The 20,175-nt window shown below is 65.1% G+C and carries 16 protein-coding genes; 9 read left to right on the top strand and 7 right to left on the bottom strand.

Features of this window, described 5'->3' with window-relative positions; translation table 11 throughout:
- Position 1: 1 nt before the first annotated feature.
- The 6 genes from rbsK (at position 2) to ACFFWD_RS01535 (ending at position 5,802) form a co-directional block, all read left to right on the top strand.
- Positions 2–934: a ribokinase gene (gene rbsK, locus ACFFWD_RS01560; protein ID WP_376960736.1), complete on the top strand. Its 933-nt coding sequence runs from the start codon at positions 2–4 to the stop codon at positions 932–934.
- A complete protein-coding gene (locus ACFFWD_RS01555; RefSeq protein ID WP_376960734.1) occupies positions 931–1,806 on the top strand; it encodes a carbohydrate ABC transporter permease in 876 nt (291 codons plus the stop codon). Before rbsK ends, ACFFWD_RS01555 begins: the two co-directional genes overlap by 4 nt.
- Complete coding sequence (locus ACFFWD_RS01550; RefSeq protein ID WP_376960732.1) at positions 1,803–2,840, top strand: carbohydrate ABC transporter permease; 1,038 nt, start codon at positions 1,803–1,805, stop codon at positions 2,838–2,840. Before ACFFWD_RS01555 ends, ACFFWD_RS01550 begins: the two co-directional genes overlap by 4 nt.
- A gap of 47 nt (positions 2,841–2,887) precedes the next feature.
- The gene (locus ACFFWD_RS01545) at positions 2,888–4,327 is read left to right on the top strand and encodes an extracellular solute-binding protein (protein ID WP_376960874.1); all 1,440 of its coding nucleotides are present in this window, start codon (positions 2,888–2,890) and stop codon (positions 4,325–4,327) included.
- Positions 4,328–4,421: 94 nt separating this feature from the next.
- The gene (locus ACFFWD_RS01540) at positions 4,422–5,516 is read left to right on the top strand and encodes an ABC transporter ATP-binding protein (protein ID WP_376960730.1); all 1,095 of its coding nucleotides are present in this window, start codon (positions 4,422–4,424) and stop codon (positions 5,514–5,516) included.
- A gap of 103 nt (positions 5,517–5,619) precedes the next feature.
- Positions 5,620–5,802, top strand: a complete 183-nt coding sequence (locus ACFFWD_RS01535; RefSeq protein WP_376960728.1) for a hypothetical protein — start codon at positions 5,620–5,622, stop codon at positions 5,800–5,802.
- 137 nt (positions 5,803–5,939) lie between these two features.
- On the opposite strand, the gene ACFFWD_RS01530 is transcribed toward ACFFWD_RS01535, so the two are convergent.
- The 7 genes from ACFFWD_RS01530 to ACFFWD_RS01500 all read right to left on the bottom strand — a co-directional run bounded on the left by ACFFWD_RS01530 (position 5,940) and on the right by ACFFWD_RS01500 (position 13,889).
- Complete coding sequence (locus tag ACFFWD_RS01530; RefSeq protein WP_376960726.1) at positions 5,940–6,248, bottom strand: hypothetical protein; 309 nt, start codon at positions 6,246–6,248, stop codon at positions 5,940–5,942.
- Positions 6,249–6,338: 90 nt separating this feature from the next.
- Positions 6,339–8,042: a bifunctional protein-serine/threonine kinase/phosphatase gene (locus tag ACFFWD_RS01525; RefSeq protein WP_376960724.1), complete on the bottom strand. Its 1,704-nt coding sequence runs from the start codon at positions 8,040–8,042 to the stop codon at positions 6,339–6,341.
- Between the two features lie 33 nt (positions 8,043–8,075).
- Entirely contained in the window at positions 8,076–9,335 is a 1,260-nt protein-coding gene (locus tag ACFFWD_RS01520) for an MFS transporter (RefSeq protein ID WP_376960722.1), read from the bottom strand.
- A gap of 285 nt (positions 9,336–9,620) precedes the next feature.
- Complete coding sequence (locus ACFFWD_RS01515) at positions 9,621–10,718, bottom strand: ABC transporter ATP-binding protein (protein WP_376960720.1); 1,098 nt, start codon at positions 10,716–10,718, stop codon at positions 9,621–9,623.
- Positions 10,719–10,779: 61 nt separating this feature from the next.
- Entirely contained in the window at positions 10,780–12,075 is a 1,296-nt protein-coding gene (locus tag ACFFWD_RS01510; RefSeq protein ID WP_376960718.1) for an ABC transporter substrate-binding protein, read from the bottom strand.
- A gap of 79 nt (positions 12,076–12,154) precedes the next feature.
- Entirely contained in the window at positions 12,155–12,991 is an 837-nt protein-coding gene (locus ACFFWD_RS01505; RefSeq protein ID WP_376960716.1) for a carbohydrate ABC transporter permease, read from the bottom strand.
- 4 nt (positions 12,992–12,995) lie between these two features.
- Entirely contained in the window at positions 12,996–13,889 is an 894-nt protein-coding gene (locus tag ACFFWD_RS01500; RefSeq protein WP_376960714.1) for a carbohydrate ABC transporter permease, read from the bottom strand.
- Positions 13,890–14,446: 557 nt separating this feature from the next.
- Between ACFFWD_RS01500 and nirB the strand changes: the two genes are divergently transcribed.
- The 3 genes from nirB to ACFFWD_RS01485 are packed head-to-tail and all read left to right on the top strand — an operon-like array spanning position 14,447 to position 19,933.
- The gene (nirB, locus tag ACFFWD_RS01495) at positions 14,447–16,891 is read left to right on the top strand and encodes a nitrite reductase large subunit NirB (protein WP_376960872.1); all 2,445 of its coding nucleotides are present in this window, start codon (positions 14,447–14,449) and stop codon (positions 16,889–16,891) included.
- Entirely contained in the window at positions 16,888–17,217 is a 330-nt protein-coding gene (gene nirD, locus ACFFWD_RS01490; protein WP_376960712.1) for a nitrite reductase small subunit NirD, read from the top strand. The genes nirB and nirD overlap by 4 nt, the downstream gene beginning before the upstream one ends.
- A gap of 10 nt (positions 17,218–17,227) precedes the next feature.
- Entirely contained in the window at positions 17,228–19,933 is a 2,706-nt protein-coding gene (locus ACFFWD_RS01485; RefSeq protein ID WP_376960710.1) for a molybdopterin-dependent oxidoreductase, read from the top strand.
- Positions 19,934–20,175: the final 242 nt, after the last annotated feature.

Raw genomic sequence — 20,175 nt, 5'->3', positions numbered from 1 at the left:
CATGAGCAAGAACGGCGTCGCCGTCCTCGGCGTTTTCGTCGTCGACCTGGCGTTCCGCGCCGGCAACCTGCCGGCGATCGGCGAGACCATCGCCGGCTCCGGATTTGCGATGGGGCCGGGCGGCAAGGGATCGAACCAGGCGGTCGCGGCCGCGCGCGCCGGCGCCAGCGTGACCTTCATCTCGCGGATCGGCAGCGACGCCTTTGGCGAGCTTGCCCTGAAGACATGGGAGGCCGAGGGGATTTCGCCGCGCGTGACCCGCACGGCCGCGCCGACCGGGGCCGCATTCATCTATGTCCATGAGATCCGCGGCGACAACGCCATCATCGTGGTGCCCGGTGCGGCGACCCATCTGAGCCCGGCGGATATTGATGCGGCCGCGGATGCGATCCGCGGAAGCCGCGTCTTCGTGACCCAGCTCGAGCAGCCGGTGGATGCCGCGCGTCGCGGGCTCGAAATGGCCCGCAGCGCCGGCAGCATCACGGTGTTCAACCCCGCGCCGGCCATGACGGTCGACAACGAGCTGTTCGCGCTCAGCGACTACGTCGTGCCCAATGAAACCGAGGCCGAAGCCCTGACCGGCATCGCGGTCGGGGATCTTGCGGCCGCCCGCAGCGCCGGTGACGTGCTGCTCGCCAAGGGGGCCGGAACCGCGTTGATCACGCTCGGCGAGCGCGGTGCGCTGTTCCACGCGCGGGATCGTTCGATCCATGTGCCGCCCTTTGCCGCCGGTAAGGTGGTGGAAACCGCGGGCGCCGGCGATGCATTCGTCGGTGGTTTCGCGGCGGCGCTCGCTGGTGGCGCGGATCCGCTTGAGGCCGTGCGTTTCGGTTCGGCGACCGCCGGGATTTCGGTGACGCGAGCCGGCACCGCGCCCGCGATGCCCCAGCGCGCAGAGATCGAAACGCTCTTGAAGGAGCATGCCGCGACATGATGCGGAATGATCCGATCAAGCACGTCTTTATCTGGCCGGCCGTGCTCGTCGTGCTTGCGATCTCGATCTTTCCGCTGATCTATTCGCTGACCACCAGCTTCCTCAGCTACCGTCTGATTCCGCCGATCCCGCCGCGGGTGGTTGGGCTCGGCAATTACGCATCGCTGCTGCAGGAGCCACGCTTCTGGAACGCGATCCTCACCACGACGCTGATCGCATTCATATCGGTCGGGTTGCAGTACGCGGTCGGATTCGCGGTGGCGCTGGCGCTGAACGCGCGCGTGCCGGGCGAGCGGCTGTTTCGGGTCGCGCTGCTGCTGCCGATGCTGCTGGCTCCGGTCGCGGTTGCGCTTGTGGCGCGCATGATCTTCAATCCGACCATGGGGCCGCTCAACCAGCTCCTGACCCAGTTTGGCCTCGCCAACTTGCCATTCCTCACCAACGGCCATTGGGCGCTCGCCTGCATCATCGCGGTCGAGATCTGGCAATGGACGCCGTTCGTGATCCTGATGCTGCTGGCCGGCCTGCAGACCCTGCCGGAGGATGTCTACGAAGCGGCCGAGCTCGAGAACGCCAGTAGCTGGCAACAGTTCTGGGGGATCACGTTCCCGATGATGCTGCCGATCTCGGCTGCGGTCGTCTTCATCCGCCTGATCGAGAGCTACAAGATCATGGACACCGTCTTCGTCATGACCGGCGGCGGACCGGGCGTCGATACCGAGACGCTGACCCTGTTCGCCTATCAGGAGGGCTTCAAGAAGTTCAATCTCGGCTACACCTCGGCGCTGAGCTTCCTGTTCCTGATCGCCATCACGATCATCGGCGTAACGTATCTGGCGCTGCTGCGGCCGCATCTGGAGAAACGCCGATGAGCGGACGTAGCTTGACGGGACTGTCGCCATGGGGACGCCGGCTGGTTGCGATCGGCTGCCTGGCCTGGTGCCTGATCACGGTGTTTCCGCTCTACTGGGTGGTGGTGACGGCGTTCAAGACGCCGCCGGGCGTCGTCGGCGGTCCCACCTATCTGCCGTTCATCGACTTCACGCCGACCATGCAGCCCTTCATCGATCTCTATCAGGGGATCCGTGGCGAGTTCTTCCGGACCTTCCTGAACTCGACCATCGTGGGCCTGTCGGCGGCCGCGATCGCAACCGCGATCGGTGCGATGGCGGCCTATGCACTGGTGCGGTTCGAATTCAAGGTTCGCCTCGGTGCGGGCCTTGCGTTCTTCCTGCTCGCGCTGGCCGGCTATCTGGTCTTCAACAACACGCTTGGCTTCACCCGGCCGCAGGCGTTGCTGCTCGCCTTTCCCATAGCGCTCGTCGCGTCGGTCGTGGTCAACCGCCTGCCGTTGCCCGGTCCGATCCTCGGCAATGAGGACATCCTGTTCTGGTTCGTCAGCCAGCGCATGTTCCCGCCGATCGTCACGGCGTTCGCGCTTTATCTGCTCTACAGCGAGATCGGCCGTCTCGGCTTCCAGCTGATCGACAGCTATGTCGGCCTGACGCTGTGCTACGTGGCGTTCTCGCTGCCGATCGTCGTCTGGCTGATGCGCGATTTCTTCGAGGCCGTGCCGATCGAGGTGGAAGAGGCGGCGATGGTCGACAACGTGCCGAGCTGGCGCATCTTCGTCGGCATTGTCGTGCCGATGTCGATGAACGGGCTGCTGGCGACCTTCATGATCACGCTGGCCTTCGTCTGGAACGAGTTCCTGTTCGCGCTGTTCCTGACCAATTCGAGATGGCAGACGCTTCCGATCCTGGTGGCGGGACAGAACAGCCAGCGCGGCGATGAATGGTGGGCGATTTCGGCTGCGGCCCTCGTCGCCATCATTCCAATGATGATCATGGCGGGCCTGCTCAGCCGCATGATGCGTTCGGGCTTGTTGCTCGGCGCGATCAAATAAGAAGTTTACGTAGGGAGGAGAATACCATGTTGAGAAGAACGTTCCTAATGCTTGCGACGTCGCTGGCGACCGTCTGCGGTGGAGGCCAGGTTTACGCCGCCTGCAGTCCTGACTATTCCGGCGTCACACTGACGGTGGCATCGCAGACCGGGCCGTACATCGCGTCGGCGCTCAAGCTCGGTGCGGACGAGTGGACCAAGAAGACCTGCGGCAAGGTCAATGTCGTCGAATTTCCGTGGTCGGAGCTCTATCCGAAGATCGCGACCTCGCTGACCGCGAACGACGCGACGTTCGATCTCGTCAGCTTTGCACCGGCGTGGTTGCCCGACTTCGTCGCCTATCTCAGCGAGATGCCGAAGGACATGCAGGCGGGCAAGGATTGGGACGACGTCGAGCCGGCCTATCGCGAACGCCTGATGGTCTGGGAGGGCAAGATCTACTCGCAGTCCATGGACGGCGACGTTCACACCTACACCTACCGCAAGGATCTGTTCGACGATCCCAAGGAGAAGGACGCGTTCAAGGCCAAGTATGGCTATGACCTCGCGCCGCCGAAGACGTGGAAGCAGTATCTCGACATCGCCGAGTTCTTCCAGCGGCCGGACAAGGGGCTGTGGGGCACGGCCGAAGCCTTCCGCCGCGGCGGCCAGCAGTTCTGGTTCTTCTTCAGCCACGCGGCCGCCTACACCAACAATCCGAACTACCCGGGCGCGATGTTCTTCGATCCCGAAACGATGGACGCCCAGATCAACAATCCGGGCTGGGTGAAGGGGCTCGAGGAGTACATCCGCGCCTCGAAGCTCGGACCGCCGAATGCGCTGAACTTCTCGTTCGGCGAGGTGAACGCAGCGGTCGCCGGCGGCCAGGTGGCGGAGTCGATCGGCTGGGGCGACACCGGCGTGATCGCGGCCGATCCCAAGCAGTCGAAGATATCGGGCAAGGTCGGCTCGGCGGTGCTGCCCGGCTCCGACGAGATCTGGAATGCGAAGACCAAGAAATGGGACAAGTTCCCGGCGGTGCTGCCGTCGCCCTTCATGGCGTTCGGCGGCTGGCAGATTGCGGTGCCGAAGGCCGGCAAGCACCAGCAGGCGGCCTGGGACTTCATCAAGACGTTGACGGGCCCCGAGGTCTCCGGCCAGGCGGCGATCACCGGCGGCACCGGCGTCAACCCGTATCGCAAGTCGCACACCGCCAATCTGCAGCTGTGGAGCAAGATCTTCACGCCTGTTGAGGCCAAGGAATATCTCGGCGCGCAGGCCGACTCCATCAACGGCAAGAATGTCGCGCTCGACATGCGTCTGCCCGGCTATTTCTCCTACACCGAAGTGGTGGAGATCGAGCTCGGCAAGGCGCTTGCCGGCCAGACCACGCCGCAGGCCGCGCTCGACACGGTGGCGAAGGAATGGAATCGGCTGACCGACGAGTTCGGCCGCGCCAAGCAGCTCGCAGCCTATCGGGCGGCGATGGGCCTGCCGCCCAAGAAGTAGCGTGCTAACTCGCGTGCACTCGAGACGGCCCGGATGACGCGCAAGCGCCATCCGGGCTCTCGATCGCCGTCGATAATGAGACAAACGGAATTCTATGGCCAACGTCGAAATCGATAACGTCAGCAAGGCATACGGACCCTACAAGATCATTGAGGGGCTTGATCTCACCGTGCGCGACGAGGAGTTCGTCGTGCTTGTCGGCCCGTCCGGCTGCGGCAAGACGACGACCCTGCGCATGATCGCGGGGCTCGAGACCGTCACCGGCGGCGCCATCCGCATCGGCGGACGCGACGTGACGAACCTGCGCCCCGGCTTGCGAAACTGCGCCATGGTGTTCCAGAACTATGCGCTGTATCCGCACATGACCGTCGGCGAGAACATCGGCTACGGCATGAAGGTGCGGGGCGAACCGCGCGCCGGTATTGAAAAGGCGGTCAAGGACGTCGCGCGCGTGCTCAATCTCGAGCAATACCTCGATCGCCGGCCCAAGCAATTGTCCGGCGGCCAGCGCCAGCGCGTTGCCATCGGGCGCGCCATCGTGCGCAGCCCGGACGTCTTCCTGTTCGACGAGCCGCTGTCCAACCTCGATGCCAAGCTTCGGATCGAGATGCGCACCGAGATCAAGGCGCTGCATCGGCGGTTGGCCAAGACCATCGTCTACGTTACCCACGATCAGGTCGAGGCCATGACCATGGCCGACCGCGTCGTCGTGATGAACGGCGGCCGCATCGAGCAGGCGGCCGATCCGATCACGCTCTACGAGAAGCCGGATAATCTGTTTGTCGCCGGCTTCATCGGCGCGCCCAGCATGAATTTCATTCACGGCGAGATCGCCGCCCGCGATGGGGCGCTGTGCTTCACCGAACCATCAGGCACAATGCTGGTCTTGCCGAAGAGCCGTGAGACCGCCTATCGGCGCAGCATCGGCAAGCCTGTCGTGCTTGGCGTGCGGCCGGACCATATCAGTCACCATGGCGCACCGGCCGGCTGTGCGATCCGCATGGTCGTGAAGGACGTCGAGCCGCTCGGCCCTCACACCCTCGTGATCGGAAAGGTCGGCGACTTTCCATTCACCGCGCAGATGCAGGTTGGCGTCGCTGCGGAGCCGGATCGTCCCTTCGACGTCGCGCTCGACCTCGACAAGGCGCATCTGTTCGACAAGTCGACCGGACGCGTCATCACGGCCTGATGCGCCGGGGCTGGCTGGATCTCAGCGCCGCGCCAAATCGTCGGTTGCGAGTTGGCCGATGACGCGCCAATCTTTGCGGTATGCCGGTGCTTGGACGCTTCCGATGACGGAGTGGTATCTCGTTTGGGTCGACGGCCTGCGCGGGCCCGAGGCGCAGAAATGGTCTTCGGATGCGCTGTGGGGACAGCTCTCCCGACAGGACGTGATTGTCCGCTTCCCGCTGACGGATCGGGAAGCCGAGCTGCCGATCGACCAACTGGCCAGGCTGCACCCGATCCCTGGTTGAAGGAATGCCGTGGGGGCTTACGGCGGGACGCGCAAGGCGCGTGCAGGGACGTCGCACGGCACGAACGGCAGCAGGATGCTGTCATAGCGCTTCGCATCCGGGTTGAGACCGATCAGCGGATGACCGTCGAGATACTTCTACGGCTCAAATTTACCGAATGTTCTGTCGATCGTGGCGGTCACTTTGGATTTCGAAATGATGTCGTCACCGGATCCGTCGCCGCCAGACCTGTATTCATATTCAGTCGTGTAGGTCGTCCGAGAGGTGGGCACCCAGAACTTGGCCAATAAGACGGCGACCACGAGAAACACGATGCCGATGGGTACGCCATACGCTTTCGCGCCCTCGTACTCCAGCATCGGGATTACGCCACCAACTCCCGCGTACAAGAAGGCTGCCCCCAGTAGGACCGCGATCAGGATTACAAAGAACTTGGCGAGGCCCATTGTTACCTCCTGCGCTTGAAGGTTGTATTTTATTCCGCGTTCGCGGAGTCGGCTACTGCTTTGTGCAGTGTCGCCGGCGAGGCCGTCGGACTAATGCCTCGCCAGCAGCACCACGATGATCACGGCCAGGATCGCGCACAGCACCTTCCAGAACGTCACGGGATCGCGGTCGTGCAGCGATTTGCGGGTGGTGGCCGCGGGGCCGGCCCAGGTCGCGCCGTTCTCCAGTTCGTGAGCGAATTCGATGGCGTCGCCGAAGCGCTGCGCGGGTTCGACGCTAAGCGCCCTGCCGATCACGGCGTCGAGCCAGGCCGGCAGGTCCGGGCGATAGCGCGACAGCGGCGCGGGCTTGCCGAAGCGTGGGCGCGAGAACGGCTCGATCTCGCCGAACGGATAGTTCGCCGTGAACATGCGGTAGACGGTGACGCCGAGCGCGAACAGGTCGGAGGCCTCGTCGCCGGCCTTGCCGCCGAACAGTTCGGGGGCCATGTAGCTCGCGGTGCCCGGAATATCCTCGGCGGGGAAGTCCTCCAGGAGCGGCACGCGCGCAACCCCGAGATCGACCAGGCGCAAGCCACCGTCCTTCAGCAGGATCACATTATCGGGCTTGATGTCGCGATGGATGATGCCGGCGCGGTGCAGCGCCGTCACCGCGCGCACCAGTTTTGTGGCGATGCCGATGCCCTCCGTCAGCGACAGGCGCGGCGCGCGGTTGAGCCGCTGCTCCAGCGTCTCGCCCTCGTAGAGCGGCATCGCCGAATAGAGCCGGGTCTGCCGTTCGGCCGGCAGTTCGATGATCTCGCCGATCCAGAGGCTGCGGACGCGCGCGGCGACCCAAGCCTCGCGCACGAAGGCGAGGCGGTAGGAGCCTTCGGAAGCGACGCGCGGATGGGGAAACTTCAAGACGACCTCGCGGCCCCGCCGCTTGTCGGTCGCCTTGAACAGGCGGCTGTAGCGTCCGTCGGACAGCACCTCGCCGAGCGCGAAATCGTCGATCACCTCGCCGGCCTTGGGCAGATCGAGGATCGGCAGGGTCGCGATCGCGTGCGTCAGCTCGTCGCGATCCGCCGGCGGCAGGTCGACGACGTCGAGCACCAGCGCGGTGGTGTTGTCGGTGCTGCCGGCGGTGAGCGCGGCATCGACAATGGCGCGCGCGGATTCCTCCGGCGGGGTGCGTTCCCCGAGCAGATCCTGGAGGCGCTGGTCGCCGAGCGCACCATGCACGCCGTCGCTGCAGATCAAGAGGCGATCGTGCTGTCGGAGCCCGACGGTCGCATAGTCGAAGCGCGCGAACTCCTCAAAGCCGATGGCGCGGTTGAGCATGTGCGCAAGATCGCCGCGGCCGGCGATGTGGTCCTGCGTCAACCGCTCTAGCCGGCCCTCGCTCAGGCGGTAGGCGCGGGTGTCGCCGATATGGATGACATGGCACAGCCGCCGCGACAGGATGACCGAGGAGAACGCGCAGGCCATGCCGCTGCGCGCAGCGTCGACGCGGCCCTGGCTGTAGATCCAGCTATTGGCCGCCTCCAGCGCCCGCGCGGCGCGGCGGCGAACGCCGAGCGTTTCCGGCAACGAATAGTAAGCATCGATGAAGCTGCGGACCGCGACCTCCGCGGCCTCGCGTCCGCCCTTGTGGCCGCCGACGCCGTCGGCGACCGCAGCAACGACGTCGCGACTTGTCGCGCCCGGCCGGTCGAGACAGGCCGCGACATAGTCCTCATTGGCCGCGCGCTTGCCGGTCTCGCTGGCGAAACCGACGCGTACCCCAAGATCCCGTTGCGAACCGTTCGCCACGCCCGAGCCCCGTCACCTTGCGGAGCGGAGTCGTCAGACGCGCGCTCCCGACACCGCGCCCCAGGTGGTGCGCCAGCGGACCTTGACCATGGCAAGTCCGATGAAGCCAAGCAACGCCAGGAAGCCGAAGAACAGGAAGCCGGCGCCGAAACCGCCGGTCATGCCCTTGGCGGTGCCGAGCGTCTGCGCCAGGAAGAAGCCGCCGACGCCGCCGGCGCAGCCGACGAGGCCCGTCATCAGGCCGATCTCGTGGCGGAAGCGCAGCGGGATCAGCTGGAACACCGCGCCGTTGCCCATGCCGAGCGCCAGCGTCCCGAGCGAGAACAGCAGCACCGAGATCCAGGCGATGCGCGGCATCTCGGCGAGCGACCAGCCGCTAGGTGCCGGTGCGGTCGGGCCTTCCGGCATGAACGCGATCACGACATAGGCCGCAACCACGACGCCGAACAGGATCGACAGCGAGCGGATGCCGCCGATGCGGTCGGCGATCAGGCCGCCGACCGGGCGGAAGCCCGAGCCGAAGGCGACGATCAGCGCAACCAGAAGGCCGGCTGCGACGCCGGAGACGTGGTACTGCACGGTGAAATAGAGCGGCAGCGCGTTGGCGAGGCCGACGAAGCCGCCGAAAGTGATGAAATAGAAGAACATGAACCAGCGGCTGTCGGAATCCCTGAGCAGCGCGCCATAGGCCTTCAGCGAGATCGGCTTGCGCTCGCCCGGCGCATCCTTGGCCGCGACAATGTAGTAGGCCAGCACCATCAGCATCGGGATCAGGAGGCAGCCGAACACGGCCTGCCAGCCCCAATGTTCAGCGATCGAGGGCGCAAGCAGCGTGTCGAGCACCACGCCCATATTGCCGGCGCCGGCAATCCCCATCACCACGCCCTGATATTGCGGCGGGTACCAGCGGCTGGCCTGGGGCAGGGCGACGGCAAAGGAGGCGCCGCCGACGCCGAGCGCGAGGCCAAACAGCTCGATCGCAAGCTTGCTGTTCAGCCCGGAATGCCAGACCGCCACGGTTGCGGCGATGACGACGACCTGGGCGATAATGCCGGTGCGCTTAGCGCCGATGATGTCGGCGAGGATTCCCATAGGCACGCGCAGCAGCGCGCCCGCCAGCACCGGGATCGCGACCAGCGTGAACTTCTCGTTCACCGCGAGGTTCATGTCGCGCGCGATGTAGACGATCAGCGGGCCGAGCGCGACCCACGCCATGAAACTGATGTCGAAGTAGAGGAACGCAGCCAGCAGCGTCGGCCAGTGACCTGCCTTCCTGAACTCAGCAAACTTCATGTGCACAGCCTCGCGGTGATGCGGCCGAACGAATGCGCGCAGGCGCAAAGTGTCGGCGCGAACAGGACAGAACATGTGTTGAAAGGTGAGGCGCTCGTCGTTGAGACGCGCTCGGTCACAAACAGTTCAGCAATATCCATGCCATCGCACAGGAGGCGGCGCTTTGCCTGCAATCGCAACACGTTGCGGGTGGAACCTGATCGCGCGCGACGCTTGGTTTTGCCGATGCGCCAAGCACGCACCGCCGCGCAAACGCGCAGGCTGGTGCTTTTTTGTGCGCCGCATTCAGCCCGAAATCGGCAGCTCGCTCTCGGGATCGAAGAAGTGCAGGCGGCCCACCTGCGCCGAAAGGCGAACCTGATCGCCCCGCGCGACCTTCATTTCCGCGGGCACGCGGGCCACCGTGAGGCTGTCGGCCCCGACCCTGGTCTCCAGCAGGATCTCCGAGCCAAGCTGCTCGACGACCTCGACGCGGGCGTCGAAGCTAAAGCCGCTTGCGCTGTCGCCGAGCACCAGATGCTCCGGCCGCACCCCCATGACCACTTGCCGGCCATCATGCGGCGCGAGCGCGCGCGCATCGGCGGCGGTGACTGTCAGCCGGAGGCCCGCCGCCTCGACCGCCATCGCGTCGGCACCACGGCGCACGGTGACGTCGATGAAGTTCATTGCCGGCGCGCCGATGAACCCGGCGACGAACCTGTTGGCCGGCCTTTCATAGACGGCAAGTGGCGTACCGATCTGCTGCACCCGGCCGTCGCGCATGATCACGACCCGGTCGCCCAGCGTCATCGCTTCGATCTGGTCGTGGGTGACGAACACCGACGTGGTGGGGATCTGGGCATGCAGGCGCTTGATCTCGATGCGCATCCGGGCGCGCAGCTTGGCGTCGAGGTTCGACAGCGGCTCGTCGAACAGGAACACCCGCGGATTGCGCACGATGCAGCGGCCGAGCGCGACGCGCTGCTGCTGGCCGCCCGACAGCTGCTTCGGCTTGCGCTGCAGCAGCTCGTGCAGGCCGAGGATGTCGGCGGCGCGGTCGATTGCAGCCTTGATCTCACGCTCGGCGACGCGCTTGTTGCGCAGGCCGAAGGCGAGATTGTCGTAGACGCTCATATGCTGGTAGAGCGCGTAGTTCTGGAACACCATGGCGACATCGCGGTCGCGCGGCGGGAGGTGATTGACGAGCTGCCCGCCGATGCGGATCTCGCCGCTGGTGACATCCTCGAGGCCCGCAATCATGCGCAACGTCGTCGACTTGCCGCAACCGGACGGGCCGACCAGCGCCACGAATTCCTTGTCGGCGATCTCGAGATCGACGTCCTTCACGGCGTGGAACAGCGTGCCATAATGCTTGTTGAGCTTGCTGAGGCTGATCGCTGCCATTTCCGCCGTCACTGACCCAGTTGGCTTATGACCCGCCGCGGGGTGCGCGGCGGGCTCGATGTTACTGCTGCTGTTGCGCGGCCTTGCTGACGAGCGGCGCACCGTCGGCCAGCACCTTCGCGATATCCTCGCGCTTGCCGGTGACCGCCTTGGTGACCGTATCGTTGAAGGCCTTGTGCACGGCCGGCCATTGCGGGAAGTAATAGGCGCCGCGCACCTTGTCGGGAGAATCCAGCACCGACTCCTTCAGGAGCTTCATGAAGGGATCCTGTGCGGCGATCTTCGGCCAGAATGTGGTGTTGGGCGGCGGCGCGCCGGTTGCCTTGAACAGTTTGATCTGCCCTTCCTCGTCGAGCATCATCGCTTCCAGCATTTGCTTGGCGAGCTTCTTGCGCTCGGGCGAGATCGATTTCGGGATGGCCCAGCCCCAGATGTCGTCCCAGGCGAACGGCCTGGTCCGGTTCGGGCCGAGCGGGAAGCGCGCGGCACCGACCTTGCCGGCGATCTTCGATTTGGCCGGATCGTTGAAGGTGCCCCACCACAGCGTATCCGCGACGGTGAACGCGGCGTCGCCGGCCATGAACACCGCATTGGCTTCGTTACGGTCGTAGGCTGGCATGCCGCGCGGCACGATCTTGTGGACGTTGATCGCATCCCACCAATATTCGACGTTCTGCTGCATGCAGGGCTCGCTCAGTCCCGACTTCCAGCCGGCCTCGGCCAGCTTCTTGTTGTCGCGCTCATAGGCGGGCATCAGTACGTCGCAATTGTTGGCCCACATCGACCAGAGCCAACTGAACCAGCTGTGGTTCATTGCCATGCCGCCGACGTAACCGAACTTGACCTTGCCTTCCGCCTGAAGCCTTTTGCTCACGCTGACGAGTTCATCCAGCGTCTTCGGGACCTCCTCGGGCTTGACCAGGTCGGTGCGGTAGAAGAACACGCTGAAGGTCTGGCCCATCGGCACCACCGTATTCTGGCCTTGCGCGTTCGCGAACACGACCGGCGCCATGCCCCACTTCTCGGCATATTTGTTGGCGTCGATGTCGTCGGTCGGCTCGAGCAGGTGCGCCCAGGTCTGGCCCCAATCGTCATTGTGCCAGATGACGTCGTACTGGTCCGAGTTCGAGGTCAGCGATGCCGTCATCTTCTCGACGTAGACGCCGTAGGAGTTCGGCACCTTGACGATCTTGACCGCGTTCTTGGCGCCCCAGGTCTCGAACATCGCGATCGAGGCATCCTGGATCGGGCTCGGCTGATAGCCGACCCGCAGTTCGGTTACTTGTGCGGCGGCGGTGCCCGTTGCCGCCACCAGCGCAGCGACGGCCGCGATCGTCCATCTTGCCACTCTCTGCATGGCTATCCTCCCTCGTTATTGTCGTTGCGTTTGAGCGTTTCGATTTTCTTCTTGGACTTCTCTGTTGGACGTCTCCTCGTCAGATCCGCAAACCGCGGATCACGTATTTCTGCCCGAACAGCGCGATCACGAAGGCCGGCACCAGCGCCATCACCGCAGTCGCCGCCATCAGGTTCCAGCGCAGTCCCATCTCGGTCACGAACTGTGCCATCACCACCGTGATCATCGGCACGCGGTTGCCGGTCAGGATCAGCGCGAACAGGAACTCGTTCCAGGTGAACAGCCAGCACAGCACCGCGAGCGCCGAGATCGCGGGCAGGGCGGAGGGGATCGCGACGCGGAAGAAGGCACCCCAGCGACTGCAGCCGTCGATCAAGGCGGCATACTCCATCGATGGATCGATGCCGTCGAAGAATCCCTTCATCAGCCAGGAGAAGAAGCAGATATGCACTGCGACGTGCGGCAGCAGCAGGCCGACATAGGTGTCGTAGATGCCCCAGCTCTGTGCCACGAAGTAGAGCGGTAATACCCAGGAGATGTAAGGCACGCAGCGGAAGACGTAGATGGTTCCGAACCAGATCCGCGACGCCGGCCCGGCGAAACGCGACAGCATGTAACCGCTCGACACCGTCACCAGCAGCGAAAAGATGGTCGCAAGCGTTGCAATCAGCGCGCTGTTGATAAAGGCCTCGACGATCCGCTCCTGGCCCAGCACCTCGGCGAAATTGCCGAGCGTGAATTCGGTGCCCCGATGAACGTAATAGACACCCGACTCCGGCCGCAGCGAGGTCAGGATCAGCCACAGCACCGGAAAAGCGAAGACGAAGCAGATGCCGGCAAGCGCCAGCGCGAACAGGGCCTTGCGGCTCCTTCGCGGCAGTTGCGGCAGCAGGCTTGGGCGGGTCACCATCGGCATCGGGTCAGGCCTTCGCGATACGGTCGACGAGGCGATAGAGCGCCACGCCGAGCACGAGGATGATGGCCGCGCCGATAATCGCCGCCGCCGAGCCGCGGCCGAGATCGAGGTTGAGGAAGGCGTGGACATAGGCATAGAGGCTGAACAATTCGGTGGAACGACCCGGCCCGCCGCCGGTCAGCGTCCACACGATGTCGAAGGTGCGGAAGGCGTCGATGGCGCGGATCACCACGCAGACGGCGATCACGGGGCGCAGCATCGGCAGGGTGAGGAAGCGGAACACGCGCCAGGTCGAGGTGCCGTCGATCGCCGCCGCCTCGAACGGCTCCTTCGGCAGGCTCTGCAGGCCGGCGAGCAGCAGCAGCGTGAACCAGGGCGTCCACAGCCAGATGTCGGTCAAGAGGATGATGGCAAAGGCGCTCCAACGCTGCACCAGCCAGGGCTGCCCTTCGAGGCCGATCGCCTCCAGCACCACATTCACGATGCCGAATTGGTCGTTGAAGATCCAGCGGATCATGATCGCGGCGATCACCGGCGCCACCATCAGCGGCAGCAGCAGCACCGTCTGCACCAGCTTCTGCCCGGGGAAGGGGCGGTTGAGCAGAAGCGCCAGCGCAAGGCCGAGGGCCAGCGCACCAGCTACGCTCAGCACCATGAACACGAAGGTGTTCGGCAACACGACATAGAGAAAGGCCGGGTCGGTGATTACCGCCTGATAATGGGCGAGCCCGACCCAGCTCTTCCTGGGGTTGTAGAGCGCCCAGTCGCGAAAGCTGGCGTTGGCGCCGATGACGATGGGAAGGACCTGGAACGCGATCAGGAGCAGCGCGGCCGGCGCGATGAGAAGCAGCACGAACCGCTGTTGCTCGCCGAACCTGGGACGCCGCGATGCCGACAAGCCCGTTCCTCGCCTGTGCGCTGACGCTTTGATCGTTGGCTTTGTTTGGTGCGTGGCCAGGACGCGCACAAAGCCAGCGATTATGGGAGCGGCGTTCGACGCTAGTCAATCCGGAGATGGCGAGCATGTCGGCGAGGCTTTTCAATCGATCGATCTCGCCGCCATGTCCGGTGACGTCGGCGTCGTATCGCTTGTCGAGGCGCGCGACGGGCGGCCGATCGGCCCGCCTGCTGCAAGCCGCAACGGCCGGCGACGCCGATCAGTGGGCACTGCACAAGAGATGGACGGTTCAAGCCAAAGATTTGGGCGACTGTCGTGCGCGCGTGCCAGCCTCCGATTCTGGAGTTGATTGCAGGGCATTGATTCTATTCGGGGAAATGCCGTCCCCGAATTGGCATGCGTTTTGAATAAGAGGCGTTAGACCGCCATTGCCGACGGTCGCTTGCCCGCCGCCGGGCGTTCCTAAATCGCCAAAACCTTTTGCCGAGCGTCGACGCTGCCGCGTCGTTGAGCGGCGTCGTCGGAATCTTGAAAGGCAGATCATGCTCGACAAACTGATCAAGCAAAGGCTGGTGGTGATCGGCAACGGGATGGCCGGCATCCGCACCGTGGAGGCGCTGCTCGAGCGTGCCCCCGATCTTTATGACATCACCGTGTTCGGCTCGGAGCCCTACGGCAACTACAACCGCATCCTGCTGTCGCCGGTGCTCGCCGGCGAGAAGACCGTCGACGACATCATGCTCAACACCGTCGATTGGTACGAGGACAACAACATCACGCTGCGCAAGGGCGAGACGGTCACCATGATCGACCGCCGCACCTGCGAGGTCGTCACCGAGGCCGGGGACCGCATCCCCTATGACCGGCTGCTGATCGCGACCGGCTCCAATCCGATCATGCTGCCGCTGCCGGGCAAGGACCTGCCGGGCGTGATCGGCTTCCGCGACATCTACGACGTCGACCGCATGATCAAGGCCTCGACCAGCTATCAGAACGCGGTCGTGATCGGCGGCGGACTGCTCGGCCTCGAAGCCGCCAACGGCCTGATGAAGCGCGGCATGAACGTCACCGTCGTGCACCTGCTCGATACGCTGATGGAGCGCCAGCTCGATCCGGTCGCCGGCGGTCTCCTGCGCAAGTCGCTGGAAGAGCGCGGCATGGTGTTCAAGATGCCGGCGCAGACACAAGCGATCCTGGGCGAGGACCGCGTCACCGGCGTGCGTTTCGCCGACGGCACCGAACTGCCGGCGGATCTGGTGGTGATGGCGGTCGGTATCCGTCCGAACTTCGAGCTTGCGAAGAAGGCCGGCCTGCACTGCGAGCGCGGCATCGTCGTCTCCGACACCATGCAGACCTATGACGGCCGCATCTACGCGGTCGGCGAATGCGTGCAGCACCGCCGCCAGACCTATGGTCTCGTCGCGCCGCTGTTCGACCAGGCCAAGGTCTGCGCCAACCACCTCGCCATGAAGGGCTTTGCCACCTATGACGGCTCGGTCACCTCGACCAAGCTGAAGGTCACGGGAATCGACCTGTTCTCGGCCGGCGACTTCGCGCCGGGCCCCGACAAGGAGGAGATCGTGCTGCAGGACGCCAATCGCGGCGTCTACAAGCGCATCATCCTGAAGGACAAGAAGATCGTTGGCGCCGTGCTCTACGGCGACACCATCGACGGCCCCTGGTACTTCCAGCACCTGCGCGACGGCACCGACGTCTCGCATATGCGCGAGCGGCTGGTGTTCGGCGCCGCCAATCTCGGCGACGGCGGCATCAGCGGCCAGAACTCGGTCGCCGCGATGAGCGACGAGACCGAGATCTGCGGCTGCAACGGCGTCTGCAAGGGCGCGATTGTCAAGGCGATCAGCGACAAGAAGCTGTTCACGCTCGACGACGTCCGCGCCCACACCAAGGCGTCGTCGTCCTGCGGCTCTTGTACCGGCCTCGTCGAACAGGTGCTGGCGTTCACGCTCGGCGGCGACTATTCGGCGGCGCCGAAGGTCAAGCCGCTGTGCAAGTGCACCGATCACAGCCATGACGACGTCCGCCGCGTCATCGTCGAACAGAGCCTGAAGACCATCCCCGACGTGATGCGCTTCATGGAGTGGAAGACCGCGAACGGCTGCCACTCCTGCCGTCCGGCGCTGAACTATTATCTGTTGGCGACCTGGCCCGGCGAATATCGCGACGACCAGCAGTCCCGCTTCATCAATGAGCGCGTTCACGCCAACATCCAGAAGGACGGCACCTATTCGGTGGTACCGCGGATGTGGGGCGGCGTGACCACGCCGAACGAGCTGCGCGCGATCGCCGATGTCGCCGACAAGTTCAGCATCCCGACCGTGAAGGTCACCGGTGGCCAGCGTATCGACCTGCTGGGCGTGAAGAAGGAGGATCTGCCCGCGGTGTGGGCCGACCTCAACGACGCCGGCCTGGTATCCGGCCACGCCTATGCCAAGGGCCTGCGCACGGTGAAGACCTGCGTCGGCTCGGAATGGTGCCGCTTCGGCACCCAGGATTCCACCGGCCTCGGCATCCGAATCGAGAAGTTCATGTGGGGCTCGTGGACGCCGGCCAAGGTCAAGCTTGCGGTTTCCGGCTGCCCGCGCAACTGCGCGGAGGCGACCTGCAAGGACGTCGGCGTGGTCTGCGTCGATTCCGGCTTCGAGATCCATTTCGCCGGCGCCGCCGGGTTGCACATCAAGGGCACCGAGTTCCTGACCAAGGTCGAGACCGAGGACGAGGCGCTCGAGGTGATCGTGGCGCTGACCCAGCTCTATCGCGAGGAGGGCTGGTATCTCGAGCGGATGTACAAATGGTGCGACCGCGTTGGTCTCGAGCAGATCAGGAAGCGCGTGGTCGACGACGTCAAGAACCGCAAGGCGCTGTTCGGACGCTTCGCCTATTCGCAGCAGTTCTCGCAGAGCGATCCGTGGGCCGAGCGCGCCAGAAGCGGCGTCGACCGCAACGAGTTCACCCCGCTCGCCGAATTGGAGCTCGCATGACCAACTGGATCGAAATCGGCGCGCTGACCGACATTCCGCGGCTCGGCTCGCGCGTGGTGCGTACGCCGGGCGGCAACATCGCGGTGTTCCGCACCGAGGATGACGAGGTGTTCGCACTCGACGACCGCTGCCCGCACAAGGGCGGGCCACTGTCGCAGGGCATCGTGCACAACAAGCGCGTGACCTGTCCGCTGCACAATTTCGTCATCGAGCTCGCCAGCGGCCAGGCGGTCGCACCCGATGAGGGCTGCACGCATGCGCATCCGGCCAAGGTCGAGAACGGCATCGTGTGGCTGTCGATACGTCAGGTTCAGCCGGTGAGCTGAGCGGCGCGCGATGTCCGTCAAGACCACGTGCCCCTATTGCGGTGTCGGTTGCGGCGTCGTCGCGTCCAAGGATGCGGCGGGCACCGTCCGCGTCGAGGGGGACCGCCAGCATCCGGCCAATTTCGGCCGGCTGTGCAGCAAGGGCTCGGCGCTCGCCGAGACTATCGGTCTGGAAGGACGGTTGCTGGAGCCGCTGATTGAAGGCACGCCGGTCACGTGGGATGACGCGCTCGACCATGTCGCCGACGGCTTCAACCGGATCATCAGGGAGCATGGGCCCGACGCGGTCGCGTTCTACGTCTCCGGCCAGCTCTTGACCGAGGACTATTACGTCATCAACAAGCTCGCCAAGGGCTTTGTCGGCACCGCCAATATCGACACCAATTCGCGGCTGTGCATGGCCTCCAGCGTGGTCGGCCACAAGCGCGCGTTCGGCAGCGACACCGTGCCGGGCTGCTACGAGGACCTCGAGCAGGCTGATCTGCTGGTGCTGGTCGGCTCCAACGCCGCCTGGTGCCACCCGATTCTGCACCAGCGCATGCTGGCGGCAAAGGAGAAGAACCCGGCCTGCAGGATCGTGGTGATCGATCCGCGACGCACCGCAACCTGCGAGGGCGCCGATCTGCATCTGCCGCTGCGCTCGGGCAGTGATACCGTGCTGTTCAATGGGCTGCTTGCGCATCTCGCTGGCAACGGCGTGATCGACCGCGCCTTTGTCGGCAATTCTACGACGGGCGCAGCCGATGCGCTTGCGCAAGTGGTCGGTCAGACGGTTGCGCAGACGGCCGCGACCTGCGGCCTGAGCGAAGGCGCGGTCGGGCTGTTCTTCGACTGGTTCGCCAAGACCGAGCGCGTCGTCACGCTCTATTCGCAAGGCGTCAACCAGTCGACCAGTGGCGTCGACAAGGTCAATGCCATCATCAATTGCCATCTCTTGACCGGCCGCATCGGCCGTCCTGGCATGGGGCCGTTCTCCCTGACCGGCCAGCCCAACGCGATGGGCGGCCGCGAGGTCGGCGGGCTCGCCAACCAGCTCGCCGCGCATATGGAGATCGAGAATTCAGCGCATCGCTACCTGGTGCAGCGGTTCTGGCGCGCACCTGTCATCGCGGAGAAGGGCGGGCTGAAGGCGGTCGACATGTTCGACGCCATCGCCGAAAAGCGCGTCAAGGCGGTGTGGATCATCTCGACCAATCCGGTGGTGAGCCTGCCGGATGCCGATCGCGTCCGCGCGGCGCTCGAGGCTTGCGAGCTCGTCGTCGTATCCGACTGCATGCGCGACACCGACACCACGCGCCATGCCGATGTGCTGTTGCCAGCGCTCGCATGGGGCGAGAAGGACGGCACCGTCACCAATTCCGAGCGGCGGATGTCGCGGCAGCGCCGGTTCCTGACCGCCCCGGGGGAAGCACGCGCGGATTGGCGGATCATCTGCGACGTCGCGCAGCGCATGGGCTATGCCGGCTTCGATTACGCTTCCGTGGCCGATGTATTCCGCGAGCACGCCGAGCTGTCCGGCTTCGAGAACGGGGGAAAGCGCGATTTCGACATCTCGGCGCTGGCGACGCTCGATGACCGCGCCTATGACGCGCTGGCGCCGGTGCAGTGGCCGGTGACGCGGAACGCTCCGACCGGCACGGCGCGGATGTTCGAGACGCAAAAGTTCTTCACCCCCGACGGCAAGGCGCGCTTCGTGCCGGTCACGCCGCGCGCGGCGCAGAACGCCACCAGCCGCGATTATCCGCTGGTGCTCAACACCGGCCGTGTCAGGGACCAGTGGCACACCATGACGCGGACCGGGAAAACCGCGCGGCTCCTGTCGCATGTCTTCGAGCCCTATGCCGAATTCCATCCCGAGGATGCGCGGCTCGCCGGTGTGACGAATGACGGGCTGACGCGGTTGACCAGCCCCTGGGGCGAGATGATCGCGCGCGTCGTGATCAGCACCGACCAGCGTCGCGGCTGTGTGTTCGTGCCGATGCACTGGAACGAGGAGTTTGCCGGCGAGGGGCGGGTCAACGCCCTGGTCAATCCCGCCGTCGACCCGCTGTCCGGACAGCCGGAGTCCAAGCACACACCGGTCAAGGCCGACGCCTATCTGCCGAAATGGCATGCCTTCATTCTCAGCCGCAATGCGATCCGGCGTCCCGCATCCGGATACTGGGTTCAGGGCAAGGCGGGCGATTGCTGGCGGCTCGAGCTCGCGCTCGACGCCCGCCCCGAGAGCTGGCGCGACTGGGCGAGGGCGCAGCTTGGCCTCGAGCAGGTCGAGATCGAATGGATCGCTTATCGCGATCCGGCCGCCGGGCGATTCCGCTACGCGGCCGTGCGCGACGGCCGGCTCGAGGGTTGCGTATTCATCGCGCCCGATCACGCGCTGCCGTCGCGGGCGTGGCTGACCGGATTGTTCGCGGAAGCGCAACTGTCGGCGAATGCGCGAATTTCGCTGCTGGCGGGGCGGCCATTCGGGGCAGCCGAGGACAAGGGCCCGATCGTCTGCTCCTGCTTCAGCGTTGGACGGAACCAGATTGCGGGCGAGATCAAGAAAGGCGCCGACAGCGTCGATGCGATCGGACGCTGCTTGAAGGCGGGAACCAATTGCGGCGCCTGCCGGCCCGAGATCAGCAAGCTGATCAGCGCCAGCGCACCGGCGCTTGCGGCCGCCGTGGCACCCCGCGCGTCCCAGCCGCAAATTGCGCGCCCTGTTGCCAACTAGGCGTGTACTCGTAAACGCGCTGGCGTAACGCATCGAAGTCGATGTCCGCTTCTCTTCTCAACCGACGCGCTTGCTGCGCAGCAGCGAAATGACGCGAAGGGCAAACAAGCGACATCGGCGGCTCGCAAGACGAACGTCGAACCGTTCGTGGTCAAGGTATTCGCCGCCTTGATCGTCGAACCGGCGATGGCGCCAAGGCCGCGATCGAGGCTGGCGGCGTGGGGGGTAGAAACGGACAAGCT

It is taken from the genome of Bradyrhizobium erythrophlei (assembly GCF_042430365.1).
Classification (GTDB): domain Bacteria; phylum Pseudomonadota; class Alphaproteobacteria; order Rhizobiales; family Xanthobacteraceae; genus Bradyrhizobium; species Bradyrhizobium erythrophlei.
Note: the sequence above shows the minus strand (reverse complement) of the source record. Positions and strands in the feature narration are given on the sequence as shown.